23 protein-coding genes are annotated in these 21810 nt (G+C 64.9%); 9 read left to right on the top strand and 14 right to left on the bottom strand.

The genetic code is table 11. The annotated features are described in order from the left end of the window. The first annotated feature begins 37 nt into the window (after window positions 1–37). Together BRA62_RS03610 and BRA62_RS03605 are read left to right on the top strand one after the other, a co-directional pair. Window positions 38–403 (top strand): hypothetical protein, encoded by a 366-nt coding sequence (locus tag BRA62_RS03610; protein WP_292364902.1) that lies wholly within the window; start codon window positions 38–40, stop codon window positions 401–403. A gap of 420 nt (window positions 404–823) precedes the next feature. Next, window positions 824–979, top strand: coding sequence for a hypothetical protein (locus BRA62_RS03605; protein WP_292364900.1), 156 nt, complete (start codon window positions 824–826; stop codon window positions 977–979). On the opposite strand, the gene BRA62_RS03600 is transcribed toward BRA62_RS03605, so the two are convergent. The 4 genes from BRA62_RS03600 to BRA62_RS03585 all read right to left on the bottom strand — a co-directional run bounded on the left by BRA62_RS03600 (window position 972) and on the right by BRA62_RS03585 (window position 3473). Further along, window positions 972–1475, bottom strand: a complete 504-nt coding sequence (locus tag BRA62_RS03600; protein WP_349680537.1) for a ferredoxin-thioredoxin reductase catalytic domain-containing protein — start codon at window positions 1473–1475, stop codon at window positions 972–974. The two genes, BRA62_RS03605 and BRA62_RS03600, sit on opposite strands and share 8 nt — an antisense overlap. Then, window positions 1468–1743 (bottom strand): glutaredoxin family protein, encoded by a 276-nt coding sequence (locus BRA62_RS03595; RefSeq protein WP_292364989.1) that lies wholly within the window; start codon window positions 1741–1743, stop codon window positions 1468–1470. Before BRA62_RS03595 ends, BRA62_RS03600 begins: the two co-directional genes overlap by 8 nt. An 85-nt stretch (window positions 1744–1828) precedes the next feature. Further along, entirely contained in the window at window positions 1829–2611 is a 783-nt protein-coding gene (locus tag BRA62_RS03590) for a hypothetical protein (protein WP_292364898.1), read from the bottom strand. Beyond that, window positions 2508–3473: an MBL fold metallo-hydrolase gene (locus BRA62_RS03585; RefSeq protein ID WP_292364896.1), complete on the bottom strand. Its 966-nt coding sequence runs from the start codon at window positions 3471–3473 to the stop codon at window positions 2508–2510. The genes BRA62_RS03590 and BRA62_RS03585 overlap by 104 nt, the downstream gene beginning before the upstream one ends. 154 nt (window positions 3474–3627) lie before the next feature. On the opposite strand from BRA62_RS03585, the gene BRA62_RS03580 reads away from it, so the two are divergent. Beyond that, window positions 3628–4167 (top strand): hypothetical protein, encoded by a 540-nt coding sequence (locus tag BRA62_RS03580; RefSeq protein WP_292364894.1) that lies wholly within the window; start codon window positions 3628–3630, stop codon window positions 4165–4167. 614 nt (window positions 4168–4781) lie between these two features. On the opposite strand, the gene BRA62_RS03575 is transcribed toward BRA62_RS03580, so the two are convergent. The 3 genes from BRA62_RS03575 to BRA62_RS03565 all read right to left on the bottom strand — a co-directional run bounded on the left by BRA62_RS03575 (window position 4782) and on the right by BRA62_RS03565 (window position 8627). After that, complete coding sequence (locus BRA62_RS03575) at window positions 4782–5426, bottom strand: hypothetical protein (protein ID WP_292364893.1); 645 nt, start codon at window positions 5424–5426, stop codon at window positions 4782–4784. A gap of 290 nt (window positions 5427–5716) precedes the next feature. Then, the gene (ftsA, locus tag BRA62_RS03570; protein WP_292364891.1) at window positions 5717–7072 is read right to left on the bottom strand and encodes a coenzyme F390 synthetase; all 1356 of its coding nucleotides are present in this window, start codon (window positions 7070–7072) and stop codon (window positions 5717–5719) included. Between the two features lie 43 nt (window positions 7073–7115). Then, complete coding sequence (locus BRA62_RS03565; RefSeq protein ID WP_292364890.1) at window positions 7116–8627, bottom strand: SLC13 family permease; 1512 nt, start codon at window positions 8625–8627, stop codon at window positions 7116–7118. 196 nt (window positions 8628–8823) lie between these two features. On the opposite strand from BRA62_RS03565, the gene BRA62_RS03560 reads away from it, so the two are divergent. Then, window positions 8824–9828, top strand: a complete 1005-nt coding sequence (locus BRA62_RS03560) for a DUF3821 domain-containing protein (RefSeq protein WP_292364888.1) — start codon at window positions 8824–8826, stop codon at window positions 9826–9828. A gap of 6 nt (window positions 9829–9834) precedes the next feature. Here the strand turns inward: BRA62_RS03560 and BRA62_RS03555 are convergent, their stop codons facing one another. The 6 genes from BRA62_RS03555 to BRA62_RS03530 form a co-directional block, all read right to left on the bottom strand. Beyond that, window positions 9835–10146: a HEAT repeat domain-containing protein gene (locus BRA62_RS03555; protein WP_292364887.1), complete on the bottom strand. Its 312-nt coding sequence runs from the start codon at window positions 10144–10146 to the stop codon at window positions 9835–9837. After that, entirely contained in the window at window positions 10143–10511 is a 369-nt protein-coding gene (locus BRA62_RS03550; RefSeq protein ID WP_292364885.1) for an STAS domain-containing protein, read from the bottom strand. The genes BRA62_RS03555 and BRA62_RS03550 overlap by 4 nt, the downstream gene beginning before the upstream one ends. A gap of 85 nt (window positions 10512–10596) precedes the next feature. Beyond that, complete coding sequence (locus BRA62_RS03545) at window positions 10597–11553, bottom strand: DUF333 domain-containing protein (protein ID WP_292364883.1); 957 nt, start codon at window positions 11551–11553, stop codon at window positions 10597–10599. A gap of 106 nt (window positions 11554–11659) precedes the next feature. Continuing rightward, complete coding sequence (locus BRA62_RS03540; protein ID WP_292364882.1) at window positions 11660–13483, bottom strand: DUF2207 domain-containing protein; 1824 nt, start codon at window positions 13481–13483, stop codon at window positions 11660–11662. Between the two features lie 6 nt (window positions 13484–13489). Beyond that, window positions 13490–14068 carry a LemA family protein gene (locus BRA62_RS03535; RefSeq protein ID WP_292364881.1) on the bottom strand — a complete coding sequence of 193 codons (579 nt, stop codon included), beginning with the start codon at window positions 14066–14068 and terminating at the stop codon, window positions 13490–13492. Between the two features lie 119 nt (window positions 14069–14187). Beyond that, window positions 14188–15864 (bottom strand): PAS domain S-box protein, encoded by a 1677-nt coding sequence (locus tag BRA62_RS03530; RefSeq protein ID WP_292364880.1) that lies wholly within the window; start codon window positions 15862–15864, stop codon window positions 14188–14190. 487 nt (window positions 15865–16351) lie between these two features. Here BRA62_RS03530 and BRA62_RS03525 point away from each other — a divergent pair, with 487 nt between their 5' ends. The 3 genes from BRA62_RS03525 to BRA62_RS03515 are packed head-to-tail and all read left to right on the top strand — an operon-like array spanning window position 16352 to window position 18514. Then, complete coding sequence (locus BRA62_RS03525; protein ID WP_292364878.1) at window positions 16352–16708, top strand: STAS domain-containing protein; 357 nt, start codon at window positions 16352–16354, stop codon at window positions 16706–16708. Window positions 16709–16736: 28 nt separating this feature from the next. Further along, a complete protein-coding gene (locus BRA62_RS03520; protein WP_292364876.1) occupies window positions 16737–18104 on the top strand; it encodes a PP2C family protein-serine/threonine phosphatase in 1368 nt (455 codons plus the stop codon). Then, window positions 18104–18514: an ATP-binding protein gene (locus BRA62_RS03515; protein ID WP_292364874.1), complete on the top strand. Its 411-nt coding sequence runs from the start codon at window positions 18104–18106 to the stop codon at window positions 18512–18514. The genes BRA62_RS03520 and BRA62_RS03515 overlap by 1 nt, the downstream gene beginning before the upstream one ends. Here BRA62_RS03515 and BRA62_RS03510 read toward each other — a convergent pair. Further along, complete coding sequence (locus BRA62_RS03510) at window positions 18506–19345, bottom strand: nucleoside 2-deoxyribosyltransferase (RefSeq protein ID WP_292364872.1); 840 nt, start codon at window positions 19343–19345, stop codon at window positions 18506–18508. The two genes, BRA62_RS03515 and BRA62_RS03510, sit on opposite strands and share 9 nt — an antisense overlap. Before the next feature lie 35 nt (window positions 19346–19380). Between BRA62_RS03510 and BRA62_RS03505 the strand changes: the two genes are divergently transcribed. Further along, window positions 19381–19872 (top strand): DUF367 family protein, encoded by a 492-nt coding sequence (locus BRA62_RS03505; protein WP_292364870.1) that lies wholly within the window; start codon window positions 19381–19383, stop codon window positions 19870–19872. Between the two features lie 85 nt (window positions 19873–19957). Continuing rightward, window positions 19958–21802: a hypothetical protein gene (locus BRA62_RS03500; protein ID WP_292364868.1), complete on the top strand. Its 1845-nt coding sequence runs from the start codon at window positions 19958–19960 to the stop codon at window positions 21800–21802. The last annotated feature ends 8 nt before the right edge of the window (window positions 21803–21810 follow it).

Genomic DNA, 21810 nt, shown 5'->3' with positions numbered 1-21810 from the left:
ACGGATGTTATAACCCCGGGGGGTCTATAGCATATCTATGCTGGAACGGCAGGAGAAAGCAGCACTCGCCGTCCTCGTATGCGTCGTCGGGATCGTGCTTGCGGCGCACCTCCTCTTCGACGCCGTCGGACGGCCGCTGGTGGCGGACCCATACTCACCGGAGGTTCCCGACGGGGCGCTGGTCCTCCTCGAGGGGAAGATCGAAGAGATCAGGACGACTTCGACCGGCGCGCACCTGATCCTCACCGTCAACGGCACCCCGGTCTTTCTGCCGCAGAACGTGGTCGCCGGGCTCGAGCTCCATGAAAACGAGAACGTAACGCTGTACGGGACCGTCCAGACCTACCGCGGGACGCGGGAGGTGGTGGTGGCCTCCGCCGGGGATATCCGGGTGGTGAAGTGACCTACTTCGTCTTCGTGTAGAATATATCGGCGCCGTCGGCATCCGAAAAGAGGGGCTCTCCCTGCCGGGGCTTCCTGGAATTCTCTTTCGGCTTCGTGGTCTCCGGTTCGGGCTCCCGGCGGGCGGGGCCCGGGGTCTCGTCGGGTTTCTTCTTCCGCCCCCCTCCACACCGGCTCCGGAGGGGAGGTCTCCGTCGTTGATCCGCACGCTCGGCATACATGAGAATCGCCCGGCCCGCTATATGACACCTCTGGATCGATCGCCGGCAACACCGGGCTTTTTCGGATACAACAGGCGATCCTTCCCCCTCCCATCGAGAAGGGAGGGCGGTGCAGGGAAGGGTGCGGGGCGCAGGGCCGCCACTCGCGGCGCCGCGCGGGCTTTGCGCGGCAGAAACACTCGACCATCGCGCGACCAGCAGTGATCCGGGAAGAGAGAGGCGGCGACGCTACCCCGCGCTCGGGGAGGCGGTCGTCCCCCGGTTCCCTCGCCGCCCTCGTGGTCCCGGGCATCCCCCCGGTGAACGGGATCGTCGCGGCGTTCCTCATCTACGCATGCCTCGTCCGGCTTACATGAACCGCTCGAACCGGTCGCGGGGCACCCGGCAGATCGGGCAGGTCTCGGGCGGTTCATCCCGGGCGCAGAGGTAGCCGCAGACCCGGCACCGCCAGACCGGATACTTCAGGGTTCCCGGGACTGCAGCACGCTCCTCTTTCTGCCGGCGGCGCTCGGCCGGAGGAGGACGCCGCTCCGGGACGGGATCGGCGGCACGCTTCCCGGCCTCCACGTCGGCGGTGACGTAAAGGGCGCAGTAACAGGCACCGTAATCGGCGAGATCGGGGTCCCGGTAGTCGCAGGGGCAGATGATGTCGAGGTCGTCGTCCCGGTCTCCCGAGGCGAGCCGGCAGGGACAGGAGATGTAGCCGTAACGCTCCAGGTTCGCGAGCAGGCCACGGACGAGGTCCCGGGTGAACTCCCAATCCGGGTTGAGATGATAACCGCCCGCCTCCGCCTCGCGGGCGAGGTCGCGCATAAAGCGGTCGACCACTTCCTCGCTCGCCGTGTCAGACACCGACCGCCTCCCGGATCTCGTCTTCCCGGAACCCCACGATCACCTTTGCGTCGTCGATGACGACGGTCGGGAACGAGAGCCGGGGATTCCAGCGTTCGACTTCCCGGATCACGCGATCACGCTCCTCGCCCGCGAGCAGGTCCACGTAGACATACGAGAACCCGACGCCGAGGTCGGTGAGGAGCTGTTTTGTCCGCGCGCACCAGCCGCAGGTGCTCAGAGCATAGAGAATCACCCTGCCGCGGTCAACTCCAGGCACGTGCTGCATCGCCATCGGAAGCCTCCTTCTGTTACCATCACCCTGACTCCGGCCCCGGAGGTAAGTAGTTTGCCCCGGGCACCGGCACACGGGGTCAGGAGGACACGGGCTCAAAAAGGAGGAGAAGGCCGGCACCGTCCCCGGGAATCGCAAGCGACGCCCCCGAGAGCCCGAACTTCCGCCGGTAGAACCGGAGCCTCCGTGGGGAGAGAGGGCCGGAACTCCGGATCAGGAGACCGACCGCATCTCCCTCGCGCCGGAGGCCGAGCCGGATCTCCCGTGCGCCGGCGGCTGCCATATCCTCGAGAACGCCGGTGACTTCGTCGCAGAACCGTTCCCGGTCGATCAGCACCGGCGGGAGAGGGGCTCCGGCGTCGACAACGAAATCGACGCCCTCAAAGAGCGGGAGGTAGGCGAGCCGGGAGACGAGTTCCACCCGGTATGCCGCCGGGTCGTCCGCCGAATCGATGAACGCCTCATCAGAGAACGGACACGCCAGGAGACCGGCCACGAGGCCGTGGAGCACCGTCGGGAGGTCGGCGGCGGAGAGGTGCGCGATGTCCCGGTAGCCCATGATCGTGTTCATGAAGTCGGTGAGGAGGCGGCCGGCCCGGCGGAGGAGCGACGCGTCGACGACGTGGTCCAGCCGGTCTCCCGCAAAGTGGGCCTCGATCCGCGGGATCACCTGGACGGCCTTGAGGACCAGCTGGACCTCGAACTTCTCCCCGGCGTTGAATTCGTCGGCGAACCGTGAAAAATCGGCAAGAAACCCGTCAATCTGGTCGGATTCCAGGAGTTCCAGGTAGCGCCGGGCCTCTTCGGCCTCGCCGAGGTCGTCGAGGCGGTAGGCGAGGGTGTAGAGGCGCCCCGCGAGCACGGCAAAGGTTCGGTTGGCCTCCTGGAGCAGGTCGACGGCGTGCTCCAGGGAAGTCGGCGAGCCGTTCCCGGTCGAAGGTGCCGATATCAGCCATCTTCTCCGCCTCCCCCTGCAGCCGGTCGAGGAGCGCCGGCATCGCCGCGGCAGGGATCCCCCTGCCGTGGCCCGGGCAGCAGAGGCTCACGGGTTCGTGGGCGAGGATCCACCGGACCCTTCCTACGGACTCAAGCAACGCCGGCTGGTCCCAGCCGGCAAGCCCGGCGATCCCGGGGCTCGCGGAGAAGAGGAGGTCGCCGATGAAGAGGCAACCGCCGAGACGGATGCAGATGCTGTCGTGCGTGTGCCCGGGGGTGTGGTAGACCGAAACTACATCCCCGGAACGGAGCGGGATCCGCTGCCGGTGAAGGACGATGCCGCCATCCGTCCCCAGGGCCTCGCGGTCGCGGGCGGCAAGAAGGGGGAGACCGACCGGGAGCGGCTCGACCTCCCACCCCATGAGATCCGCAACCGTCCGGGCCGCATCGCCGGCCTCGAGCGCCCGGGCGCCCTCCTCCTCTATGGCGACGCAGAGGTGCGGGAGAGACCGGAACCGCCGGTCCCGGACGGCCTGGTAGCAGTGGTCGGCGTGGCAGTGGGTGAGGAAGAGGAGGACCGGCCGCGGGGCTTCCCTGAGGAGATCTTCCACGAGCGCCATGATCCGGTCCATCTGCCCGGGCTCAGCTCCGGTATCGACGAGCAGGATCTCGCCGGGTGTCCGGATGAGGTAGGCGTTCGAACAGGTGACGTCCGGTTTCCGGAGGAAGGGGTAGATCTCGGCGCCGGCGGTTCCCGGCACCGGTTGCCATTGTTGGTCTTCGAGCATTGTCTGCACCCGGTCAGAAGGATAGTGACCATTGTTGCACCGCAGGGGAGAAAAAACAGGCGGGTTTTCCCCGGAAGGAAGGACGTCAGGCCGGATGACGGGGCTCGGGTAGTTTCTTATCCCACCGTGCGGGAAGGAGAGGTGAGGTGAACGTATGAATGTTAGAAGACTTGCCGGAATCGCGGCCGCGCTCGTGCTCGCGGCATGGGTTTGCGGCACTGTCGCCGCACAGCAGACGGGCATCAACGAGATAGGTATGGTCGCCGCCGGAGAGACGGTAACCATCGGCGGGACGACGAACCTCGCCCCCGGCAACCGCCTGCTCGTTGAGGTGACGCCGGTCGGGTTCGGGCCGGGGAACGCCTCGGTGCAGGGAGGCACGTCGGGAACGGCCGTCGTGCAGGAGGGAAACGCCACCGCGAACACCTGGTCGTTTGAGGTCGACACAACCGGGTTCGAGCCAGGCGTTTACAGCGTGATCGTGGAGTTGGTCGAGGGCGACGCCACCGCAAGCACCACCTTCACCGTCGTCGAGGCGGCGGCGACTGCCCCGACAGCGACGGTAACCCCGACCGCCACCACGCCGCCGACGACGATGCCGACGACCCCCACGCCGACCGCGACGGGACCCGCTCTCCCCGCGGCGGCGGCCCTCGCGGCAGGGCTGGCCGGCTACCTGGTGCGGCGGCGGTAGGGGCCGAAGTGGGAGCACCGAAGGTGCGAAGGCGAGTTGCCTATGCCCATCGCTCTTCGCGGCTTCGCGTGAGTGGATTGTAAGGATAGTGAAACGGTCTCACGCGAAGAACGCGAAGCCGCGAAGGAGAGTTATACACCTTTTTACGGCCTTGTTGAAGCCCCCTTGCTCCAGACGGCTGCAGTCGGGGGTAACTCAGAGGGACGGCTTTCCACCGGGTTGCGCACCTGGCGGTGCTTGAACTCCTGCCCTTCGGCCAGTCGCATATCGCCATGACTGCCCGCCCCCCTGGGGGCGGGAGGAGCGCGAAGCGCGGGTGGTGGGGGTTACAGAGATCCATTACAACGTGGAGACAGGGGGGGGAGACCCCCTCCCCGCGAGCCGCCACCACGGTCCACGACATGAGGACATGCTCGAGAAAAAAGGTCGGCCCGGGGACAGGCCTGGTGTGGCACCACCCGCATCAGGGAACGGATGAAGATCGGAACAGGGTTTTAACAGAGCCCATTTTACCGAACTTCGCGTTCTTCGCGCCTCGCGCGAGCCCGGGTCACCATGACTGTCGCGGGTTAAAGCCCTGGCGCGTCTTTGCACCCAAAACCGCAGGCTTATGATTAGCGGTAGGAGAGGTGCTTTGTGTAGAAACTTCCCCTTTTCCTCATGCTTCTTAATCTGCTCAACGCAGATCCCGGCTGAAGCAACTCGAGATTGTACCGCTGTTTAAGAGTATCTCTAACTTCTCTGCGCAGTTTATCATCTTTGGTGACAAAACACTCTGCCCGGACAAGGATTGCAGTTGTTAACAGAATTGCATCCTGGGTTTCAATCCCCTTACTGCTGAAGATCAGCCACGCGAATATCTCGGAGAAGTTATCTCCGTTTTCTCCAGGCTCATCTGAAAGTGGCACGATTGCCCCATTTTCAAACAATACATCGAACGTACTCTCGATCTTTGCATAGATAGCTTCCGTACATTCATCAGGAATCTCAGGGAAATTTCTCCCGTCACGCCAGCGGGAGATGGGCAGGCCGTTTTTAAAAAGGATTATCGTCCGTAGTTCATCTCGTATGGCAGAAAAAAGCTCGTTTAAGGCGAGATACGAGATATAAAAGTCACAAAGAGGTTTTCTATGCCGTTGTGAGATGACCTCGTCAATGAACGATATCGACTGCGAATATCTGGCCAGGTAAACCTCTTTGAACTCTTCGGATAACCCGTATCGATCGCAAAAAAGAGTTAAAACACCACTGTTGTGCATTGCCCAGGGGGCAAGGATATTCGTGTCGATGCACCAGGTGTGTTGGACGATTGTGATTCCTCCTCAGGCTCGCTTTCCAGCCTTCCTCTTGGAGCTCCACAAACCCTTGATCTGCCCTGTCTCCCCGTTAACAGACGACCTTTGCCTTAACTCATAGTACTTCCCTGTAACGGGGTTGTAGATCCTTTTCTTGGCCATCGCTCTCACATGGTTCTCTCTCATCTACCCTATTATTCGTTTCGCTATCTCAACCTCCTGCCGCAACAGAGTCCTTCCTCACCCTCCGCACCCTACCGCCGGTCCACGATCCGCTTCGGCCGGCCGGGCGCCCGGTGGAGTTCGAGCCCTCCCGGCGGCGTGACGGTGCAGAGGATCTGGAGAGAGCCGTCCTCGTATGCCGCCGAAAGGGCCGGAACCGACCGCAAAAGGGCGGTAAGGAACGTCTCCCCAACCTCGCCCGCATCGACGCGGGCGGGATCGAGGCACTCCACGCTCACCCGGAGAACGGTCTCCCCGGCCTCGTCACCGCCGTAGACGAACGCCTCGTACTCCCCGTTCAGGTGAGCCATGTTTTCGGGCGCAAAGACCGCCGCCTCCACGTCCACCCGGTTGAGCGCGATATCCCCGATCCGGACCGTCTCCGCCTCGCGCCGGGGGGAGGCGATCCGCATGTGCGTCCGCCCGCACCTGCACCGCTCCCGGGAGACGACCGAGCAGGTATCCTCCGTGTCGTAGTTGATGAGAAGCGTCCCCGCCCTCTTGCCCGGCGCAAGGAGCGTCGTGTAGACCAGCCGCCCCGTCTCGCCGTCATTGACGAACCGGTTCATCCCGGGGTCGTAGAGGTCGAAGTGAACCAGATCCTCGGGGACATGGAGCCCCGCCTGGCGGGTGCACTCGCCGCACATCGTCCCCTCGGTGCTCCCGTAGGAGTTGTAGACCGGACATCCCCAGACCACCTCCAGGTAGCGCCTCGATTCCGGGGCGAAACTCTCGCCCCCGACGACGAGGCGCTTCACCCCCGCGTCCTGCGGTGGGTGCCCTTCCGCCTCCATCCTGCGGGCGAGCCGCAGAAGTTTGAAGACGCTCCCGATCAACGCCGTCGGGCGGTACTGCGCCATCACCCTGACCGGGAAGGTGCACTTCCCCTCCGGGACGATCGCCATCCCGATGTCGCGGGCGGCGAGGGTCATGGTGTTCGCGCCGACGTTCATCCCGTAGGAGGCGCAGACCACCACCCGGTCGCCGGCCTCGAACCCCTGCGAGACAAAGAGCCGGGCGTACTTCTCCGCATACCGCTCCCAGTCCTCCCAGGTGAGGAAGAAACTCTTCGGGATACCGCTCGTCCCGGAGGTCTCGTTGACCGTGAAGACCGCCTCCCAGGGGACGCTCTTGAAGCAGAACTCCTGCTCGTGCGGGGGCTGGTATCGCCGGATCGTCGCCCCGGAGATGATGGGCAGATCGCGGAGATCCTCGTGCTCCCGGATAGCCTCCGGGCGGATGTTGTGCCGCTCGAACCACCGGCGGTAGAAGGGCGAATGCTCCACTGCATACCGGACGGTCAAACGGATCCGCTCGTCGATCAGCGTATCCAGATCCGATCGCGCAAGCGTCTCGACCGCCGGGTCATGATATCTGTTGCCTGTCATCCGGCCGGGATAGACGCACGGGATAAAATAGGTGCCGGGGGGATCAGAGCGCCCAGGCGGGAAGGTCGAGAGGAAGCCCGAGCGCCCAGAAGACGATCGTGTAGAGGCAGATCATCCAGAGCGCGACGCCGATGATATCGAGCGCCCAACCGGACCGGAGAAGGTCTTTCGCTTCGATGTAGCCGCTCCCGTAGGCGACGGCGTTCGGCGGCGTGGCGACCGGGAGCATGAACCCGATCGATGCACAGACCGCGGCGGTCATCATCAGGACGATCGGGTTGACCCCCATGCTGACGGCCGTGACCGCCATGATCGGCATCAGGATGGCGGCTATGGCGGTGTTCGAGGCGATCTCCCCTGCAAACACGATCCCCAGCGCCACGATGAGGAGCAGGAGGACTATCGGGAGCCCGTGGATGAGGGTGAGGGACTCGACGATCGCCGCGGCAAGCCCGCTCTCGAGGAACCCGTTCGAGAGGGCGATGCCGCCGCCGAAGAGGAGGAGGATGCCCCAGGGGATCTTCACCGCCCATTCCCAGTCCATCGTGAAGATGCCCTCCTTACGGTCGACCGGGAGGAGGAAGAGAAGGAGCGCCCCGAAGATCGCGATGGTGGAGTCCTTGATCCCGGGGAAGAACACGTCCAGGCCCGGGATGACGAACCCGCCGATATTCTTTGTCTGCGCAAATATCCAGGCGAGGGCGGTCAGGGTGAAGACGATGAGCGTCCACCGCTCCCCGGGGGAGATCGGGCCGAGTTTCGCGAGCTCCTCCCGGATGATCCCCCGGGCGCTCGGGAGGGTTGCCCCCATCTGGCGGTAAGGGCCCTCGATGAGCCAGATCCAGGCAATGACGAGGAATACGGCGGCGAACGGGACGCCGAACTTCATCCAGGTGAAGAAGTCGATGGAGGGCGCGTCCGGAAAGATCGTCGCGAGCTGGGAGATGAAGATCCCGTTCGGGGGCGTGCCGATGATCGTGGCGATCCCCCCGATGGTCGCGGCGTAGGGGATGGAGATGATCAGGCATCGGGCGAGCGTCTGCTCTTTTCCCTCGAGGCTTTCAAGGGCTTTATCGGTCCCGGGCATGATCGTCAGGATGATCGCGACCGCGATCGGGATCATCATCATCGCCGTTGCGGTGTTCGAGATCCACATCGAGAGGAACGCGGTGGCGATCATGAACCCGAGCACCAGGCGTCTCGGGCTCGTCCCGACGATCCGGATGATATGCAGAGCGATGCGCCGGTGCAGGCCCCACCGCTGCATCGACATCGCGATGATAAACCCGCCGAGGAAGAGGAAGATCACCTGGTCGCCATAGGATTTTGCCACCTGCGCCGGGGAGAGGATCCCGAGTGCCGGGAAGAGGACCAGCGGGAGCAGGGCGGTCGCCTCAAGGGGTATGACACCCGTGACCCAGAAGAGGACCATAAGGACGGTCACTGCCGCAACGGACTTCGCTTCGGGCGCAAGAAGGCCGGGGTCGACAGGGATCGCAAGGACCGCGAAGAAGACGAGGAGCGATACAATGATAACGGCGACCTTGTTCATCATCAGAATTTGGAGAAGAGATTATTTAAGCATAAGGAAACGAATTGCGGCGGATTTCAGGATGTATGGCAAAAACCGGGCCACCTTGCATCGCCAGGCCTTTGCAGGCCGATCCCTGCCGCTCCATGCCCGGGCGCGACGGAGGGGGGGCTCGCGGGACCACAGAATCTATATCAACAGAATCAGCACACGGGATGTCATGACACCTGATTGGATCCGCAGGCGGGGCCTCCCGGTCCTCCTCGCCGTCTGTATCCTTGCCCTCTGCATGGGGCAGGCCGGAGCCCGCGGCCCGACGATCAGCGATATCCAGCCCTACGATACGATCTTCGTCTACGAAGAGGGGCTCGATCTTTCGCAGCTTCGCAACGCAACCACGGATAACCCTGTTGCGACGCTCCGGAAGTACCAGGACGACAACCCCGACCAGGGGGTCACGAAGAGCATCCCGGTCACCGACGATACCAGCTTCGATGTGCAGGACTTTCTCGTAAGCGGGGAGTACGGGACCTACTACGCCTTCAACCCCGAGGACGGCAACACAGCACAGGTCATGATCCGCGAGCCCGAGATCTTCCTCGACGTGGTGCTCGCGAACCCCTACCACAACGAGCCCCTGTCCGGGCTTACGGTTTCACCGAACACCCGGATCGCGTTCCGGGTAGTCGCCCCTGACGTCGGGGCGTTCTACCAGGCGGACGGCGTCTACCCGGCGACGATCGACCTCGTGCTCACCACGCCGGGCGGCGCGGAGACGACCGCCATTGGGGGGCTCAACTTCGCGGGGTTAAACGTCAGTTCGACCCGGTTCTACACCGACGACACCGGCAGGCCCGGTGCACTCCCGCTCTCCGGCCTCGGTGAGCCGGGAACCTACTCGGTCCGGGCCGCGTGGAGAACACCGGCAGCGTTCGACGCCTACGCTCCAGACTCCGAACCCGTGACGTTCACGGTAGCGAATCGCGTCGGGGTGGATACGACCGCGACACCGACGCCCACCGCGACCGCGACGGTCACACCGACGGCAACCCCCACACCGACAACACCGCCGACGACCGCACCGACGGCAACGGAGACGGCGACACCGGTCCCGACCGCGACGACGGAGCCGGCAACCCCAACGCCGACCGCTGCGTCGCTCCCGGTCGCCCTGACCGTAGCAGCGGCCGGGTTCGCCCTGACGCTCGCCGGCCGGCGCCGGTAAAAGAGGTCAGCAGAACCGGCAGCCGCATCCCCCGGCCGCGTCCCGGACGCGGCGGAGGGCGGCGGCCGCCCACTTCGCGACACCAGGGTCGGTGTCCTCGAGCGCCTGCATTAATGCCGGGACCGCTCCGGCGTCCCCGATCATCCCGAGGGTGTAGGCCGCCCACATCCGAAGGCGGGGGTCGGGATCGTCGAGCGCAGAAAGAAGGGGCGCAAGGGCGGCCGGGCCGAGGGCGGCGAGGTCCGCCGCCGCCGCCATCCGGTCGGCGCTCCCGCCGTCGCGGAGGATGCGGATCAGCGCACTCGTTCTGTCCGTCACGGCGACCCGTTCTCCTTCTTCTCCCGATCCTGCTCGCCCGCGGCCAGGATCTCGTCCAGGCCCACGTAGATAGGAAAGACCTCATGGACGCCCGCGAGCAGGAAGACCCGGTAGACGTCGGGCTGGAGCGAGCAGAGTGCCATCTCCTTATCCGTTCCCGCGAGGTCCCGGAGTTTTCCGAGGAGCACGCGGAGGCCGCTGCTGCTCATGTAGGCCGCCTTCTCCAGGTTCACGAGCACCCGCCGCCCGCCCCGGGCCAGGGCCCCGGAAAGTGCCGTATCCAGGCGTTCCGCCGATTCTGCGTCGATTCTGCCGTCAACCGATACGATTGCCGTATCGTCCCGTTCGCTGACCGTCACGTCCATGGCTCTTCTATCGGCGCGAGAGGGAAAAAAGCGCTCGTTTCTCACCGGGGCTTATGCAACGCCTGGCCCTTTGCAAAAAGAGAGGTCAGTGGGTCTGCCGGTAGTAGTCCCAGGCATCGACCTCAGTGCCGTTCGCAAAGATGCAGACACCATACTCGCTGCCGTCGGGGTTCTTGCGGATCTCGTAGGTATGGCCCTGCTCGATGCACCAGACCGCAGCAGGGTTCGCGATGCCGGCGCTTCCGCCGCACCGGACGCATGCCCACGGGACGTCGATGATCTCGACCGGCGTCCCCCACTGCTGGATCGTCGCGGTGTCCCGGGCAACCTCCCCGACGAAGGTAAGGCGCATCCCGTCGACGCGATAGGTCTCGTTCAGGTCGAGCGGGAGGTAGCGTTCGCCGTCATCGGCGACGATACCGTAAAACCCGCCTTCGAGGTCGATGAACGTGACCGTCCCGGTCTTTGCGACATAGGTCGTGTTCCCTGCCCCATCGATGGCGATGACCTCCACGGGTGTGCCCCACTGCTGGATGGTCACGGTGTTCTCCAGCACCCGGGCGACGAACGTCACGTTCGTGCCGTCAACCGCCCGGGTCTCGTTCAGGTTGAGCGGGAGGTAATTTCTGCCGTCGTCGGCGACGAGCCCGTAAAACCCGCCTTCAAGGTCGACGTAGGCGACCGTGGCGTTCCCGGAGACGAGCAGGACGCCTTCGATCACCTCGATCGACCGAATCTCGACCGGGGTTCCCCACATATGGATCCCCGCACCGTCGTCCTTCACATCGGCGCTGAAGAGCACCCGGAGACCGTCCTGCCGGTACTCCGCCGGGAGGTCGGCGGGGAGATAGCGCTCGCCGTCATCGGCGACGATACCGTAGAACCCGCCCTCGAGGTCGATATAGGTGACCGTGCCGTTCCCGGAGACGCGGTCGGCCGTTGTCTCCCCGCCGTCGGCGGCCATGCACCCGCAGGCGACGACGGCCCCGAAGAGGACAAGGACGACGACCAGATAGTTCGGATAGGATCCCGTCATAGGCATCAACAGGGATACATACTCCCGCCGGAGGTAAGTAGGTTACCTTAACTACGAAGAGATTCGGACCTATCCGCCCGAAGGAGCCGTATGCCGGGCGGAAAAAAGGGTATTAACGTCCCCCGACACCGCCGCCGCCGAAGCCGCCGCCGCCGCCGAAGGACCCGCCGCCACCGAACCCTCCTCTGCCGCCGCTTGACGGCGGGGAGTAGAAGACGATCGGGGCAAAGATCACCGGCATCCTCGAGTAGAGCGGCACCCCGACGTCCGGGAGGCTGATATTCAGGTTCTTCATCGCCTGCTCGACCTTATCGCCGAGGCCGAGCGCCGTCCCGTAGACCAGCCATTCCCCCCACATCGAGAGGTCTGCAGGGGAGTACTGCCGGATCAGGGCGAGGTCCGAGAGGAAGTAGGCGAACGCGTCCCATTCGAGTTTCTCCTTGTAATGGTCCCCCTTCCAGAACCCAAACAGCGTCGAGGGGAAGAGGGCCGCGATCCCGACCTGGACCGCGACGATGAACGAGAGGACGCCGGCCGGAATGAGGAGGTAGGCCGCGCCCGGCGCGAGAATGAACACGAGAATCGCAAGCCCGCAGGGGATGGCGCCGAGGAAGACGAGCGGGAGGATCATCGTCCGGCCGTCCTTGATGTACCGCCGGGCGAGGGTGGTATCCACGTCCCGGGTCAGCGCGGCAAGCGACTGCTGGTACTGCAGGATCCGGTGCTGGTAGCCGGGGCTCCGCCGGGCGGTCTGGGCGAACTTCTCAAGCTCGGCGGTGTCCACGACGTGGTCGTCGGCGATGTTTGCAAGGAAGTTGAGCACCCGCTGCTCGTAGGGATCGGTCGACTCCCCCGAGACGATCCGGACCGTGACGCCGTCGCCGTCCGGTTTCTCGGCAACCACAATCTTTTTCTGCCGGTGGAGGTCGAGGACCGTCGCGTAGAACCCGTTATCGTCGAACTCGAGGGCGTCGCCCTTGAAGAGGAGGTTCACCTGCCAGGGCTTGAGCGCGGTATTCGGCGTGAAACTCAGGTATTCCGGCACCGTGAACGGTTTTTCCCTGCCGTAGCGGAGGTAGATGCCGAGGAGAATGAACGGCATCGCGAGGACGAGGGCGGTCGCAAGGCCGTAGAGAACGCTCGCCGCGCCGTAGAGGATGGGGGGCCACCGGTTGGCGTCGGCCGCCTGCTGCCGCACGTCCGGGACGAACTCAGGGAATCCGTCGATCTCTTCCATGAATGCGGGGTCGAGGATCATCTCGACGTTCAGCGCGTCGTCCTGGGGGGCGCTCCCCGTGATGACGACGGCCTCTTCCGTCCGCTCGACCTCGAGGGTCGGGGGATGCGTGTAGACCTCCTCGATAACACCTGCGAACGGCAGGGTAATCCGGAGGTCCCGGTAGGGGACGTGCTCGTCCACGAGTTTCAGGTTCAGGTGCGCCCACTGGCTGTCGTACTCGATCGGCGGCCGGACCCGGTAGCGGTATTCCACCGTGTAGGTGCCCGGGGCGAAGTAGTCGGGGTTGTAGAGGCCCACCTCGTTATCGAACGCAAGGCTCCGTATCGTCGCGAGGTCGGTGGAGGTCGCGGTCCCGGCGGCCGTCCTCACCTCGCCCCAGTAATCCTTGGCGTAGCCGATGGTCCCGGGCGGAGCGGTCATCCCCAGGAACTCGATGTGCGGCCGGTCGATTGCGGAAAAAGCAAGCGGCGCGTCCCAGTAGCGAAAGAGCATCCTGTACTCCCCCGCCGACCGGACGTCGTAGGTGTAGCGCTCGATCAGGGTCCCGTTCTCGTAGAAGACGGCATCGTACTGCTCTATCTCCAGGCCTCCCCGGAAGAGGCCGGGGAGCGCATTCGCTCCGGCGACTGCCAGCACCCCGACGATCAGGGTGATGGCAACAAGAACGAGGATCTGCTGCCGTTCAGTTACGCGCATATTTCATCAGAACGCTATTGTCGGAACCCGCTCGATCTCCTCGCCGAACTCCAGGTACTCCAGCTTCTTAAAGCCCATGACGCCGGCGACCAGGTTCGAGGGGACCGTATCGGTCATGGTATTGTACTGCTGGGCGATGTTGTTGTAGGTGTAGCGGTGCCGGGCGATCTCGTCCTCGACACCCTGGACCGCGCCCATCAGGTTCTGCACCGTCTGCGAGGTCTTGAGGTCGGGGTAGTTCTCCGCGACCGCAAGCAGCCGCCCGAGAACCGACCGGGACTCGCGCTCGAGTTCGTTCAGGTCGCCCGGACCGGCGCTGCCGATGCGCGACCGCATCGCGGTCACCTCGGTCAGGGTCTCCTTCTCGAAGGCCGCGTAGCTCTTCACCGCACCGAGGAGCTGCTCGATCATATCCAGCCGCTTCTTCATCGCGACCTTCACCTGCCCGACCGTCGCTTCGGCGGAGTTTTTGAGGGAGAAGAACCGGTTGTAAATGCCTACGCCGGCCGCGGCAATGCCGATGACGATCAGCACCACGACGGCGATAAGGACAAGGGAGATGATGTCCACCAACGTTGTCACCAATACTCTATGTGCCCCGCGGCGTATTTAAGGGATGACCCCCGAAACCGCAGGAGGGGGGAGGAAAGCGATGATACGGTCGGATCTCCGGGGGTTACCCGTATCGTCGAAATCCGGGCCGGTTACTCCTCGATCTCCTCGCCGGAGCTCACCATCGCCACGACGTTGCCGTCTGCGTCGCGCAGGAGGGCGTTGTGCCAGAGTATCAGCCGCTCCCGGCCGTCCCGGGCGACGACCGGGCTCTCCTCGAAAGGAGGGGGCTCGATCAGGCCGGCCACCAGGCGCTGAAAGTTCTGGGCGAGACGGTCGCGCAGGCGCTCCGGGACGACCGTTGCAAACCAGTTCTTCCCGGCGAGGTCTCCCTCGACATACCCGAGAATTTCGCTCCCCTTCCGGTTGACGAGGTCGATGGTGCCGTCCGCCCCGATCACCGCGATCATCACGCCGGCCGCCTCCAGGTAGCCCTGCGCCCGGTCGCGCTCGGCAATCAGGAGGTCTTCGGCGGCGGCGCGGTCGGTGACGTCCTCGGCAATCCCGAGCATGTACTTCAGCATGCCCCGGGAGTTGAAGATCGGGATCTTCTTCATGGAGATGGTCCGCCCGCTTGCGAGGTGGGCCTTCTCCTCAAGGGCGACCGTCCGCTCCAGGAGATCCCGGTCGCCGTCGGCAAAGAATGCCACCATTTCCGGCGGGAAAAGGTCCGTGGCACGCTTTCCCGCCATCTCCTCCTGCGTCATCCCCAGAAACGTCTCGGCGGCCTTATTCGAGAAGACGAACGTGTTCCCCTCCACCTCCCGCACGAAGACCATGCTCGGGATGTTGTTGACCACCGAGTAGAGGAACGACTTCCACTGGGCCACCCTCTTTGTGGCACGCGCCCGTTCGGTGACGTCACGGCAGACCACCCGATAGCCGGTGAAGTCGCCGATCATATCGTAGACCGGCGTCCCGCTCACCTCGAGGATGACGGGGCTCCCATCCCTATGAAGCATCGTCCACTCAAAGAGAACTCCCGGTTTCGGGTCGGCGAAGAGCCCGGTAAACTGCTCTCTGACCCGGTCCTGCAACTCCAGGGGCATGAAGTCGCAGGGCGTCTTTTGAAGCATCTCTTCGGGCGCGTAGCCGAGGATCTCCCGGCTCTTGGGACTGACGTAGGTGAACGTGCAGGCCTCGTCGACGTTCAGGATCAGGTCGCTGATGTTCTCGACGAGGCTCCGGAAGAGGAACTCGCTCTCGCGCAGGGCCTCCTCCGCCCGCCGCCCCTCGGTGATGTTCTCGAGGATGATGGTGACTCCCGGCGCCCCGTCGTTGAAGACGGTGGGGAGGAACTTGATCCGGAAGAAGAGCTCCTCGCCGTGCCGCAGGAACCGGAGTTCCTCCGTGACCTCACGGCCGTTCAGGGCATCGGTGATCCGGCTCCGTATCAGCGGATGGTCGAACGCGGCAAGCGGCGACGTCTCGATACTTTTCCCGATGATATCGTCTCTCTCACTTCCCGAAAACGCGCAGACGGCATCGTTCGCCTGGACGATCCGGCGGTCGCGGTCGAGCACCAGCACAAGATCCGACGAGAAGTTGAGCATGGCGGCGATGGGGACCCTCTGCGAGAGGTAAAAGACCTTGGCCTTCCCGTAGGTCTCCATCTCAACCTGGCCCGATACGAGGAGGACGTCGAGGTACCGGGAGACGGTGTTGCGGTTGATTCCGACGGCGGCGGCAAGATCGGAGACCGACATGCCCCGCGGGTGCTCTTTCAAGGCGCCAAGCAGAAGAGAGAGTGCGTCGGTAGTGGGATCCATGTGCAAACAGAGTTTCGCCCCGGGGGATATAGGGTTTTGCAGTGTCGCATGCTATGATGCTACACACAACGCTACATCACAATGCAAGGCATTGACCAAAAACAATATAAGTAAAACAGATCAATCTGTGATCCCCAGAGTCGGGAGACGGGGAATCTCTCCGACAACCCGGGCCGCACAGGCACATGTGGCCCGGACCGGCACAAGAACGGCTGGGAACGGTGAACAGAACATTCACCACGCTGATTGCGTCAACGTCACAACACGCCGGGAAACCCCCGGTACACAGGCACACCTCTCTAAACACTCATACCGGCACGGTGGATGGGGACCCGGGCGGGCGGCACAACCGCTCCGGGACTGCCCGCACCCACCGCATGGTTATCACACACCCGACAATACACCCTCTTTTTTTTGTTCTCCCCGTAAGAGACGCCCACGGATCAGAAAGCAACATCTATCTTTCATCAGAGCAAAAATTCGTGCAATGAGCGGGCACGTTGAGATCACCGGGAGAAGAGCGGGCACCGTCGATATCATCGCGGTAAAAGGAAGGCTCGACGCCGGCTCTTCGGAGAAGGCGGAAGAGCGGATCAACCAGGTGCTCGATGCCGGGGGGAGAAGCCTCCTCGTCAACCTCTGCGACCTCGACTACATCAGCAGCTCCGGCCTCCGGGTGCTGCTTGCCGCGCTGAAGCGGCTGAAGAAGGACGGCGGGACGCTCCGGATAGCCTGTGCGCAACCGCAGATCCTCGAGGTCTTCACCATGGCTGGGTTTCACCGGATCTTCTCCCTCTTCCCCGACGAAGCGGCGGCGCTTGCCGGGTTCACGGCGGGGCCCTGAGCGGCATCCCGGGATGGTGTAGACCGGTATGGCGTTCTCCATCATTGGCGATATGTTCCTCGTGCTCCTGCAGATGATCTGCGTCATCATGGTGGCCGCCTACCTGATCACCCGGACGGCGTCGTTCACCCGGGTGCTCGACGGTCTCGTCACCTGGAAGAGCCAGGCGGTTCTCACCCTCCTCTTCGGGGCGCTCTCCATCTACGGCACCGAGAGCGGCATCACCATCCTCGGTGCCACCGCGAACGTCCGCGACCTCGGCCCCATGGTGGGGGGGCTCGCCTGCGGCCCGGTGGTGGGACTCGGCGCCGGCCTGATCGGCGCGGCGTACCGCTTCTCCCTCGGGGGGTTCACCGCCGTCCCGTGCGCGACCGCAACCATCCTCGCGGGCCTCTTCGGGGGGCTGATCTTCCTTGCCGCGGGCCGCAGGTTCATCGGGATGCACGGTGCGGTCCTCTTCGCCGTCGGCATGGAGGCGTTCCACATGGGGATCACCCTCCTCCTCTGCCGGCCGTTCGACGAGGCGCTCGAGGTCGTCGAGGATGTGGCCTTCCCGATGATCATCGCCAACGCCACCGGGGTCTTCCTCTTCGCGCTCATCATCGGAAACCTGATCGCCGAGCGGCAGACGAAGGCAGAACGGGACACCTATCTCTCGGAACTCGAGCGGAAGAAGGCCGAACTCCGGATCGCCCACGACATCCAGATGAGTTTCCTCCCCGACCGGCTGCCGGAGGTTCCCGGCCTTGAGATCGCCGCTCTCTCGCTGCCGGCAAAGGAGGTCGGCGGGGACTTCTACGACGCGATCCCCCTCACCGGCGGCCGGACCGCCATCGTCATAGCCGACGTCTCGGGGAAAGGTGTTCCTGCGGCGCTTTTCATGGCGCTCTCGCGGACGGTGCTGCGGGCGAACGCGCTGGTGCCGCGGAGCGCCCGCGATGCCGTCCGGGAGGCTAATTCGCTGATCGCCGAGGACGCGAAGTCCGGGATGTTCGTCACCCTCTTCTACGCGGTCGCCGACCCGGCAAACAGGACGCTCACCTACGTCAACGCGGGGCACAACCCGCCCCTCCTCTTCCGGTCGGGCGGCGGCCGGCCCATGACACTGAAAGGGACCGGGATCATCCTCGGGGTCATGCCGGAGGCCGATTACGGCGAGGAGACGGTCAGCCTCGAGAGCGGAGACCTCGTCCTGCTCTACACCGACGGCATCACCGAGGCGATCAACCCCGACGAAGAGCAGTTCGGGGAAGAACGGCTGATCGAGACCGTCATCGGCTGCCTCAACCGGTCTTCGGCCGAGATCGTCGACAGGGTCCGCGACGCGGTCATGGAGTTCTCGGGAGACGAACCGCAGTTTGACGACCTGACCCTCATGGTTCTCCGGGTGGTGTGATGGCGGACCTCACCGTGCGGGCGGATCTTGGCGCACTCGCGAATATCGCCGACTTCCTCGCGGAGACGCTCGCCGGGTGCGGCGAGGATCTCGTTTTTGCGGTCCAGCTCGCCGTGGACGAGGCCTGCAGCAACACCATCCTCTACGGGTACGGCGGCAGGGAAGCCGGGACGATCACGATCGCCTGCACCGCAGACGACGACGCCGTGTACGTGACGATCACCGACGACGGCGTTGCCTTCGACCCGCTCACCGCCCCGCCGCCGCTGCTCGACGTCCCCGCGGAAGAGCGGCCGATCGGGGGGCTCGGGATCCACTTTATCCGGACGGCGATGGACAGCGTAACCTACGCCCGCGAGGGCGGGAAGAACGTCCTCTCGATGGAGAAGAGGCGGCCGGCGTCACCCTGAGGCCAAAAGCGGCGATCCGAGCGCCCGGGGCAGATCCTCTTTTGCCGTGACCACGGCCGCGGACTCTTCGAGCATCAGGTTGACCCGCTCGTGATGTCCGGCGATCCGGAAATCGGTGCGAAGCGCGACGACCTTCTTCCCGAGGGCATATGCGTACCCCATCTCCCAGGAGGTCCCGGAATCGGCGTCCGCGCCGTCGATGACCGCGACGATGATATCGGCATCACGGAGGGCCTGGAGGTGCTGCGCAAAGATGGCCCGGTGCTCCTTCCGGCTCCGGGTGTGGCTCGTATCCCCCACCTCCTGGGGGAGGTAGACGTCGAAGAGGTGCTCCTGGAGAAGGTCGCGGAGCGCGAGGTTGTAGGTCCTCTCAGCCTCCGAAAAGAGCGGGGCGGCGAGGTAGACCCGGTAGCGGGCGAACTCCTTCACGTCGACCGCCGGGATATCCGGGAACCGGGCGAGAAACGCCCCGCGCCCGGGCTGTTTAACGGACGAGTGGTAGGTGGCGTTCACCCCGCAGGTGGGGGAGGAGTCCACCCCGACGATCGCGAGCGGCGGCTCGGCGCGCTCCCGTATCGCGGCGCGGACCTCCGCCTCGAGCCCATCAAGGAGCGCGGCAAACTCGTCGGTCGCGAGCCGCTCTATAAACGAGCCCGGTTCCCGGTCGGCGCCGAGGTAGATCGTCTCCGGGCAGGGAAGCGGGACCATCTCGATCGAGAAGCGCCGGCAGCGCTCCACGGCACGATTAAAGCAACGAATGTCCTCATCGGTCGTTATCCCGCGGGCGCGGCACGCGGGGTTCCGGATGCAGGGGGCGATGAGCACGTACATTGATAGTAATTCGACGGCGTACCATAACAAAGCAGATGATACCGCTCTACGCCTACCGGGACGACACCTGCGACCCCCGGAAGTGCACGGTGAAGAAACTCGCCCGGCGCGGGCTTGTCCGGATCGTCCCGAGCATCGCAAAGATCCCCCGCTCGACCCTCCTCCTCGACCCGACAGCGGAGCAGGCGGTCTCTCCCGCCGACCGGCACCTCCCCTCGATAACGGCGCTCGACTGCTCCTGGGAGGTGCTCGATACCGGGGCCGTCGCCTCCTGGCGCAATCGCCGGGCGCTTCCGTTCCTGGTGGCCGCAAACCCGGTGAACTTCGGCCGGCCGTTCCGGCTCACCTCGGTGGAGGCGATGGCCGCAACCCTCTACATCCTCGGGGAGAAAGAGCAGGCGCATGACGTCCTCGCCCCGTTCGGGTGGGGGCTGCGCTTTTTTGAGGTGAATGCCGACCCCCTCGAAGACTATTCACGGGCAAAGGACAGCGCCGAGGTCGTCGCCCTCCAGGCGCTGTATATGTGACCGGAACCGCCGGCCCCTCCCCGGGCGGCACGTTTTTATGCCTGGAGCCGCCAGTTCGCATTCAAGGATCGGAGGTTACAGGATTATGGATACCGAACGAGAGAGGGTGCTCCTCGCCGCGGCCCATGCCGTGACGTTCAAGCCCGACTACATGACCGTCGATAAGCTGGAGGCGGCGACCCGGGGACACGGGGCGCTCGTCATCCCCGCGTTCGCCGCGGCGAACTCGCTCGCGGAGGATATCTTCTGCAATATCGGCGCACCCGAGATGCATCTTATGAACATGACGGTGGTCGACGCCTCGGCCCCCCACCTGCCGCTTGACTCGATCATCGGGAAGGCGGTGGGCGAGGCGAAACGGGGCGGGGCCGAGCCGGCGAACGCGGCCCTGATCGTCGCGACGCTCGCCTACTTCTCGGGGAGCTGCGCCCGCGCCGGCGTGCCGCTCGGGAACCGGAAACTCGGCGCCATCGCACGGATGCACGCCGGCGGCGACCGGACGAGCGCCATCGCCCTGACGACGAACAAGTTCACCCACCGCGTCCCGGCGTTTCCCGCCTACCTCGCGATCTACGAGGCGCTGATGGAGAAGAGACTGACCCGGCTCGACGGCGCGGTCCTGCCGCCCTTCGTCGCCGGCGGGGGCGTCATGGGCCACGCCGCACTCGGCGAGGACTACAACATCCCCGAACTCGCGAGAAACGCCGCGAAGGTCGGGACCGAGGCGATGATGCGGAGCATGGAGGGCGCCGGGACGACCCCCTACCCCCTCTGGCCGGCCCTGATCGCGGCGGCGGTGACGATGGAGCTCGTCCACCCGGACGCCCTCCTCGGGGAGGAGTTCGGGAAGTTCGGGGAGGTCGACTCCGCCTACCTCGCCGGGAAGGGGGCCGTCGAGGCGGCGAAACTCCCGGAGAAACTCCACGTGCGGGGGACCGGGGAGGAGTACGACACCGCCCGGATTGTCGGCGACTTCGGGCTGATCTTAAAGGACGTCGGCGGACCGTCGGTGATCGGGTCGATGGTGACGAACGAACTCTTCGCCGGGTTCCAGGAGTCCGCCATCATCGGGGCCGGGTTCTCCGGCGGGCCGGTGAACGTCCCCCTCGGCCATCTCGCCGGCGACATCCTGCCGGCGCTGCGGCTGCTGCTCGCAAACGGCGGCGACGTCGAGGCGACCGCAACGGCGATCCGGGACTACAAGATGCAGTCCTTCATCGACCCGGAGCTTGCCCTCTGCGGCTTAAACACCATCGTCCGGAAGGCGGAGGTCGTGAACCGGGGCTCGGTGACGGAGGCCTGCATCCGGGCGAGCGAGCCGGTGCGGGACCGGGCGATCTACCGGCGGGCGGCGAAGGTCTACGAGATGCTCAAAGCGGGGAAGTCACCTGAGGAGGCGGCCGGCGCCCTCGACGACGAGCGGAGAGCCCTCGTCGAGAAGCGGGGCTCCGCAGCCCTCTCGGGGTTCACGGGAAAAGAGATCGCATTCCGCTTCACGGAGATCGCCCCCCACGGGCGGCGGACGGACCCGTTCACCGCGAAGTACTGGGGGTTCGACCCGAAAGTCTCCTACGACATCACCATCGACGGGAAGGACTACCACATCGAGAACCTCACCGCCCGGGTTGTTCCGGAGTACGCGCTCGAGGGGACGGGGCGGGATGACCCCGATATGGGCACCGCCATCTTCGTCGGCGCCGTCCTCACCCAGGAGATGCAGTACATCGGGCAGACCATCATCAACATGGTCGTGCCGGCCGCAGTCGCGGCCGCGCTCGGCAGCGAGCCGAAGGAAGCGGCGAAGAAGGCGGCGAAGGGCGCGTACCTGACGAACGCCATCGCCGGCGGCCGGGAGGCGGCGGAGAAGGTCGCGGAACTTGCGCAGACGGTGTATGCAAGCCTCAGCAAGCCGCTCGAGGGAGTGGAGTGAGGAACCCG

Origin of the sequence: Methanoculleus sp. UBA208, assembly GCF_002498065.1 — an archaeon.
Classification (GTDB): Archaea; Halobacteriota; Methanomicrobia; order Methanomicrobiales; family Methanoculleaceae; genus Methanoculleus.
The sequence above is the reverse complement of the archived record's forward strand: the minus strand, read 5'-3'. Positions and strand labels throughout refer to the sequence as shown.

Bases quoted from the DNA above. Each gene is read 5' to 3' on its own strand.
- BRA62_RS03505 (WP_292364870.1), top strand. From the start codon at position 19,381: ATGATACCGCTCTACGCCTACCGGGACGACACCTGCGACCCCCGGAAG.
- BRA62_RS03580 (WP_292364894.1), top strand. From the start codon at position 3,628: ATGAATGTTAGAAGACTTGCCGGAATCGCGGCCGCGCTCGTGCTCGCG.
- BRA62_RS03610 (WP_292364902.1), top strand. From the start codon at position 38: ATGCTGGAACGGCAGGAGAAAGCAGCACTCGCCGTCCTCGTATGCGTC.
- BRA62_RS03530 (WP_292364880.1), bottom strand. From the start codon at position 15,864: ATGGATCCCACTACCGACGCACTCTCTCTTCTGCTTGGCGCCTTGAAA.
- BRA62_RS03525 (WP_292364878.1), top strand. From the start codon at position 16,352: ATGAGCGGGCACGTTGAGATCACCGGGAGAAGAGCGGGCACCGTCGAT.
- BRA62_RS03520 (WP_292364876.1), top strand. From the start codon at position 16,737: ATGGCGTTCTCCATCATTGGCGATATGTTCCTCGTGCTCCTGCAGATG.
- BRA62_RS03575 (WP_292364893.1), bottom strand. From the start codon at position 5,426: ATGCACAACAGTGGTGTTTTAACTCTTTTTTGCGATCGATACGGGTTA.
- BRA62_RS03560 (WP_292364888.1), top strand. From the start codon at position 8,824: ATGACACCTGATTGGATCCGCAGGCGGGGCCTCCCGGTCCTCCTCGCC.
- BRA62_RS03565 (WP_292364890.1), bottom strand. From the start codon at position 8,627: ATGATGAACAAGGTCGCCGTTATCATTGTATCGCTCCTCGTCTTCTTC.
- BRA62_RS03545 (WP_292364883.1), bottom strand. From the start codon at position 11,553: ATGCCTATGACGGGATCCTATCCGAACTATCTGGTCGTCGTCCTTGTC.
- BRA62_RS03550 (WP_292364885.1), bottom strand. From the start codon at position 10,511: ATGGACGTGACGGTCAGCGAACGGGACGATACGGCAATCGTATCGGTT.
- BRA62_RS03585 (WP_292364896.1), bottom strand. From the start codon at position 3,473: ATGCTCGAAGACCAACAATGGCAACCGGTGCCGGGAACCGCCGGCGCC.
- ftsA (WP_292364891.1), bottom strand. From the start codon at position 7,072: ATGACAGGCAACAGATATCATGACCCGGCGGTCGAGACGCTTGCGCGA.
- BRA62_RS03510 (WP_292364872.1), bottom strand. From the start codon at position 19,345: ATGTACGTGCTCATCGCCCCCTGCATCCGGAACCCCGCGTGCCGCGCC.
- BRA62_RS03515 (WP_292364874.1), top strand. From the start codon at position 18,104: ATGGCGGACCTCACCGTGCGGGCGGATCTTGGCGCACTCGCGAATATC.
- BRA62_RS03500 (WP_292364868.1), top strand. From the start codon at position 19,958: ATGGATACCGAACGAGAGAGGGTGCTCCTCGCCGCGGCCCATGCCGTG.
- BRA62_RS03540 (WP_292364882.1), bottom strand. From the start codon at position 13,483: ATGCGCGTAACTGAACGGCAGCAGATCCTCGTTCTTGTTGCCATCACC.
- BRA62_RS03595 (WP_292364989.1), bottom strand. From the start codon at position 1,743: ATGCAGCACGTGCCTGGAGTTGACCGCGGCAGGGTGATTCTCTATGCT.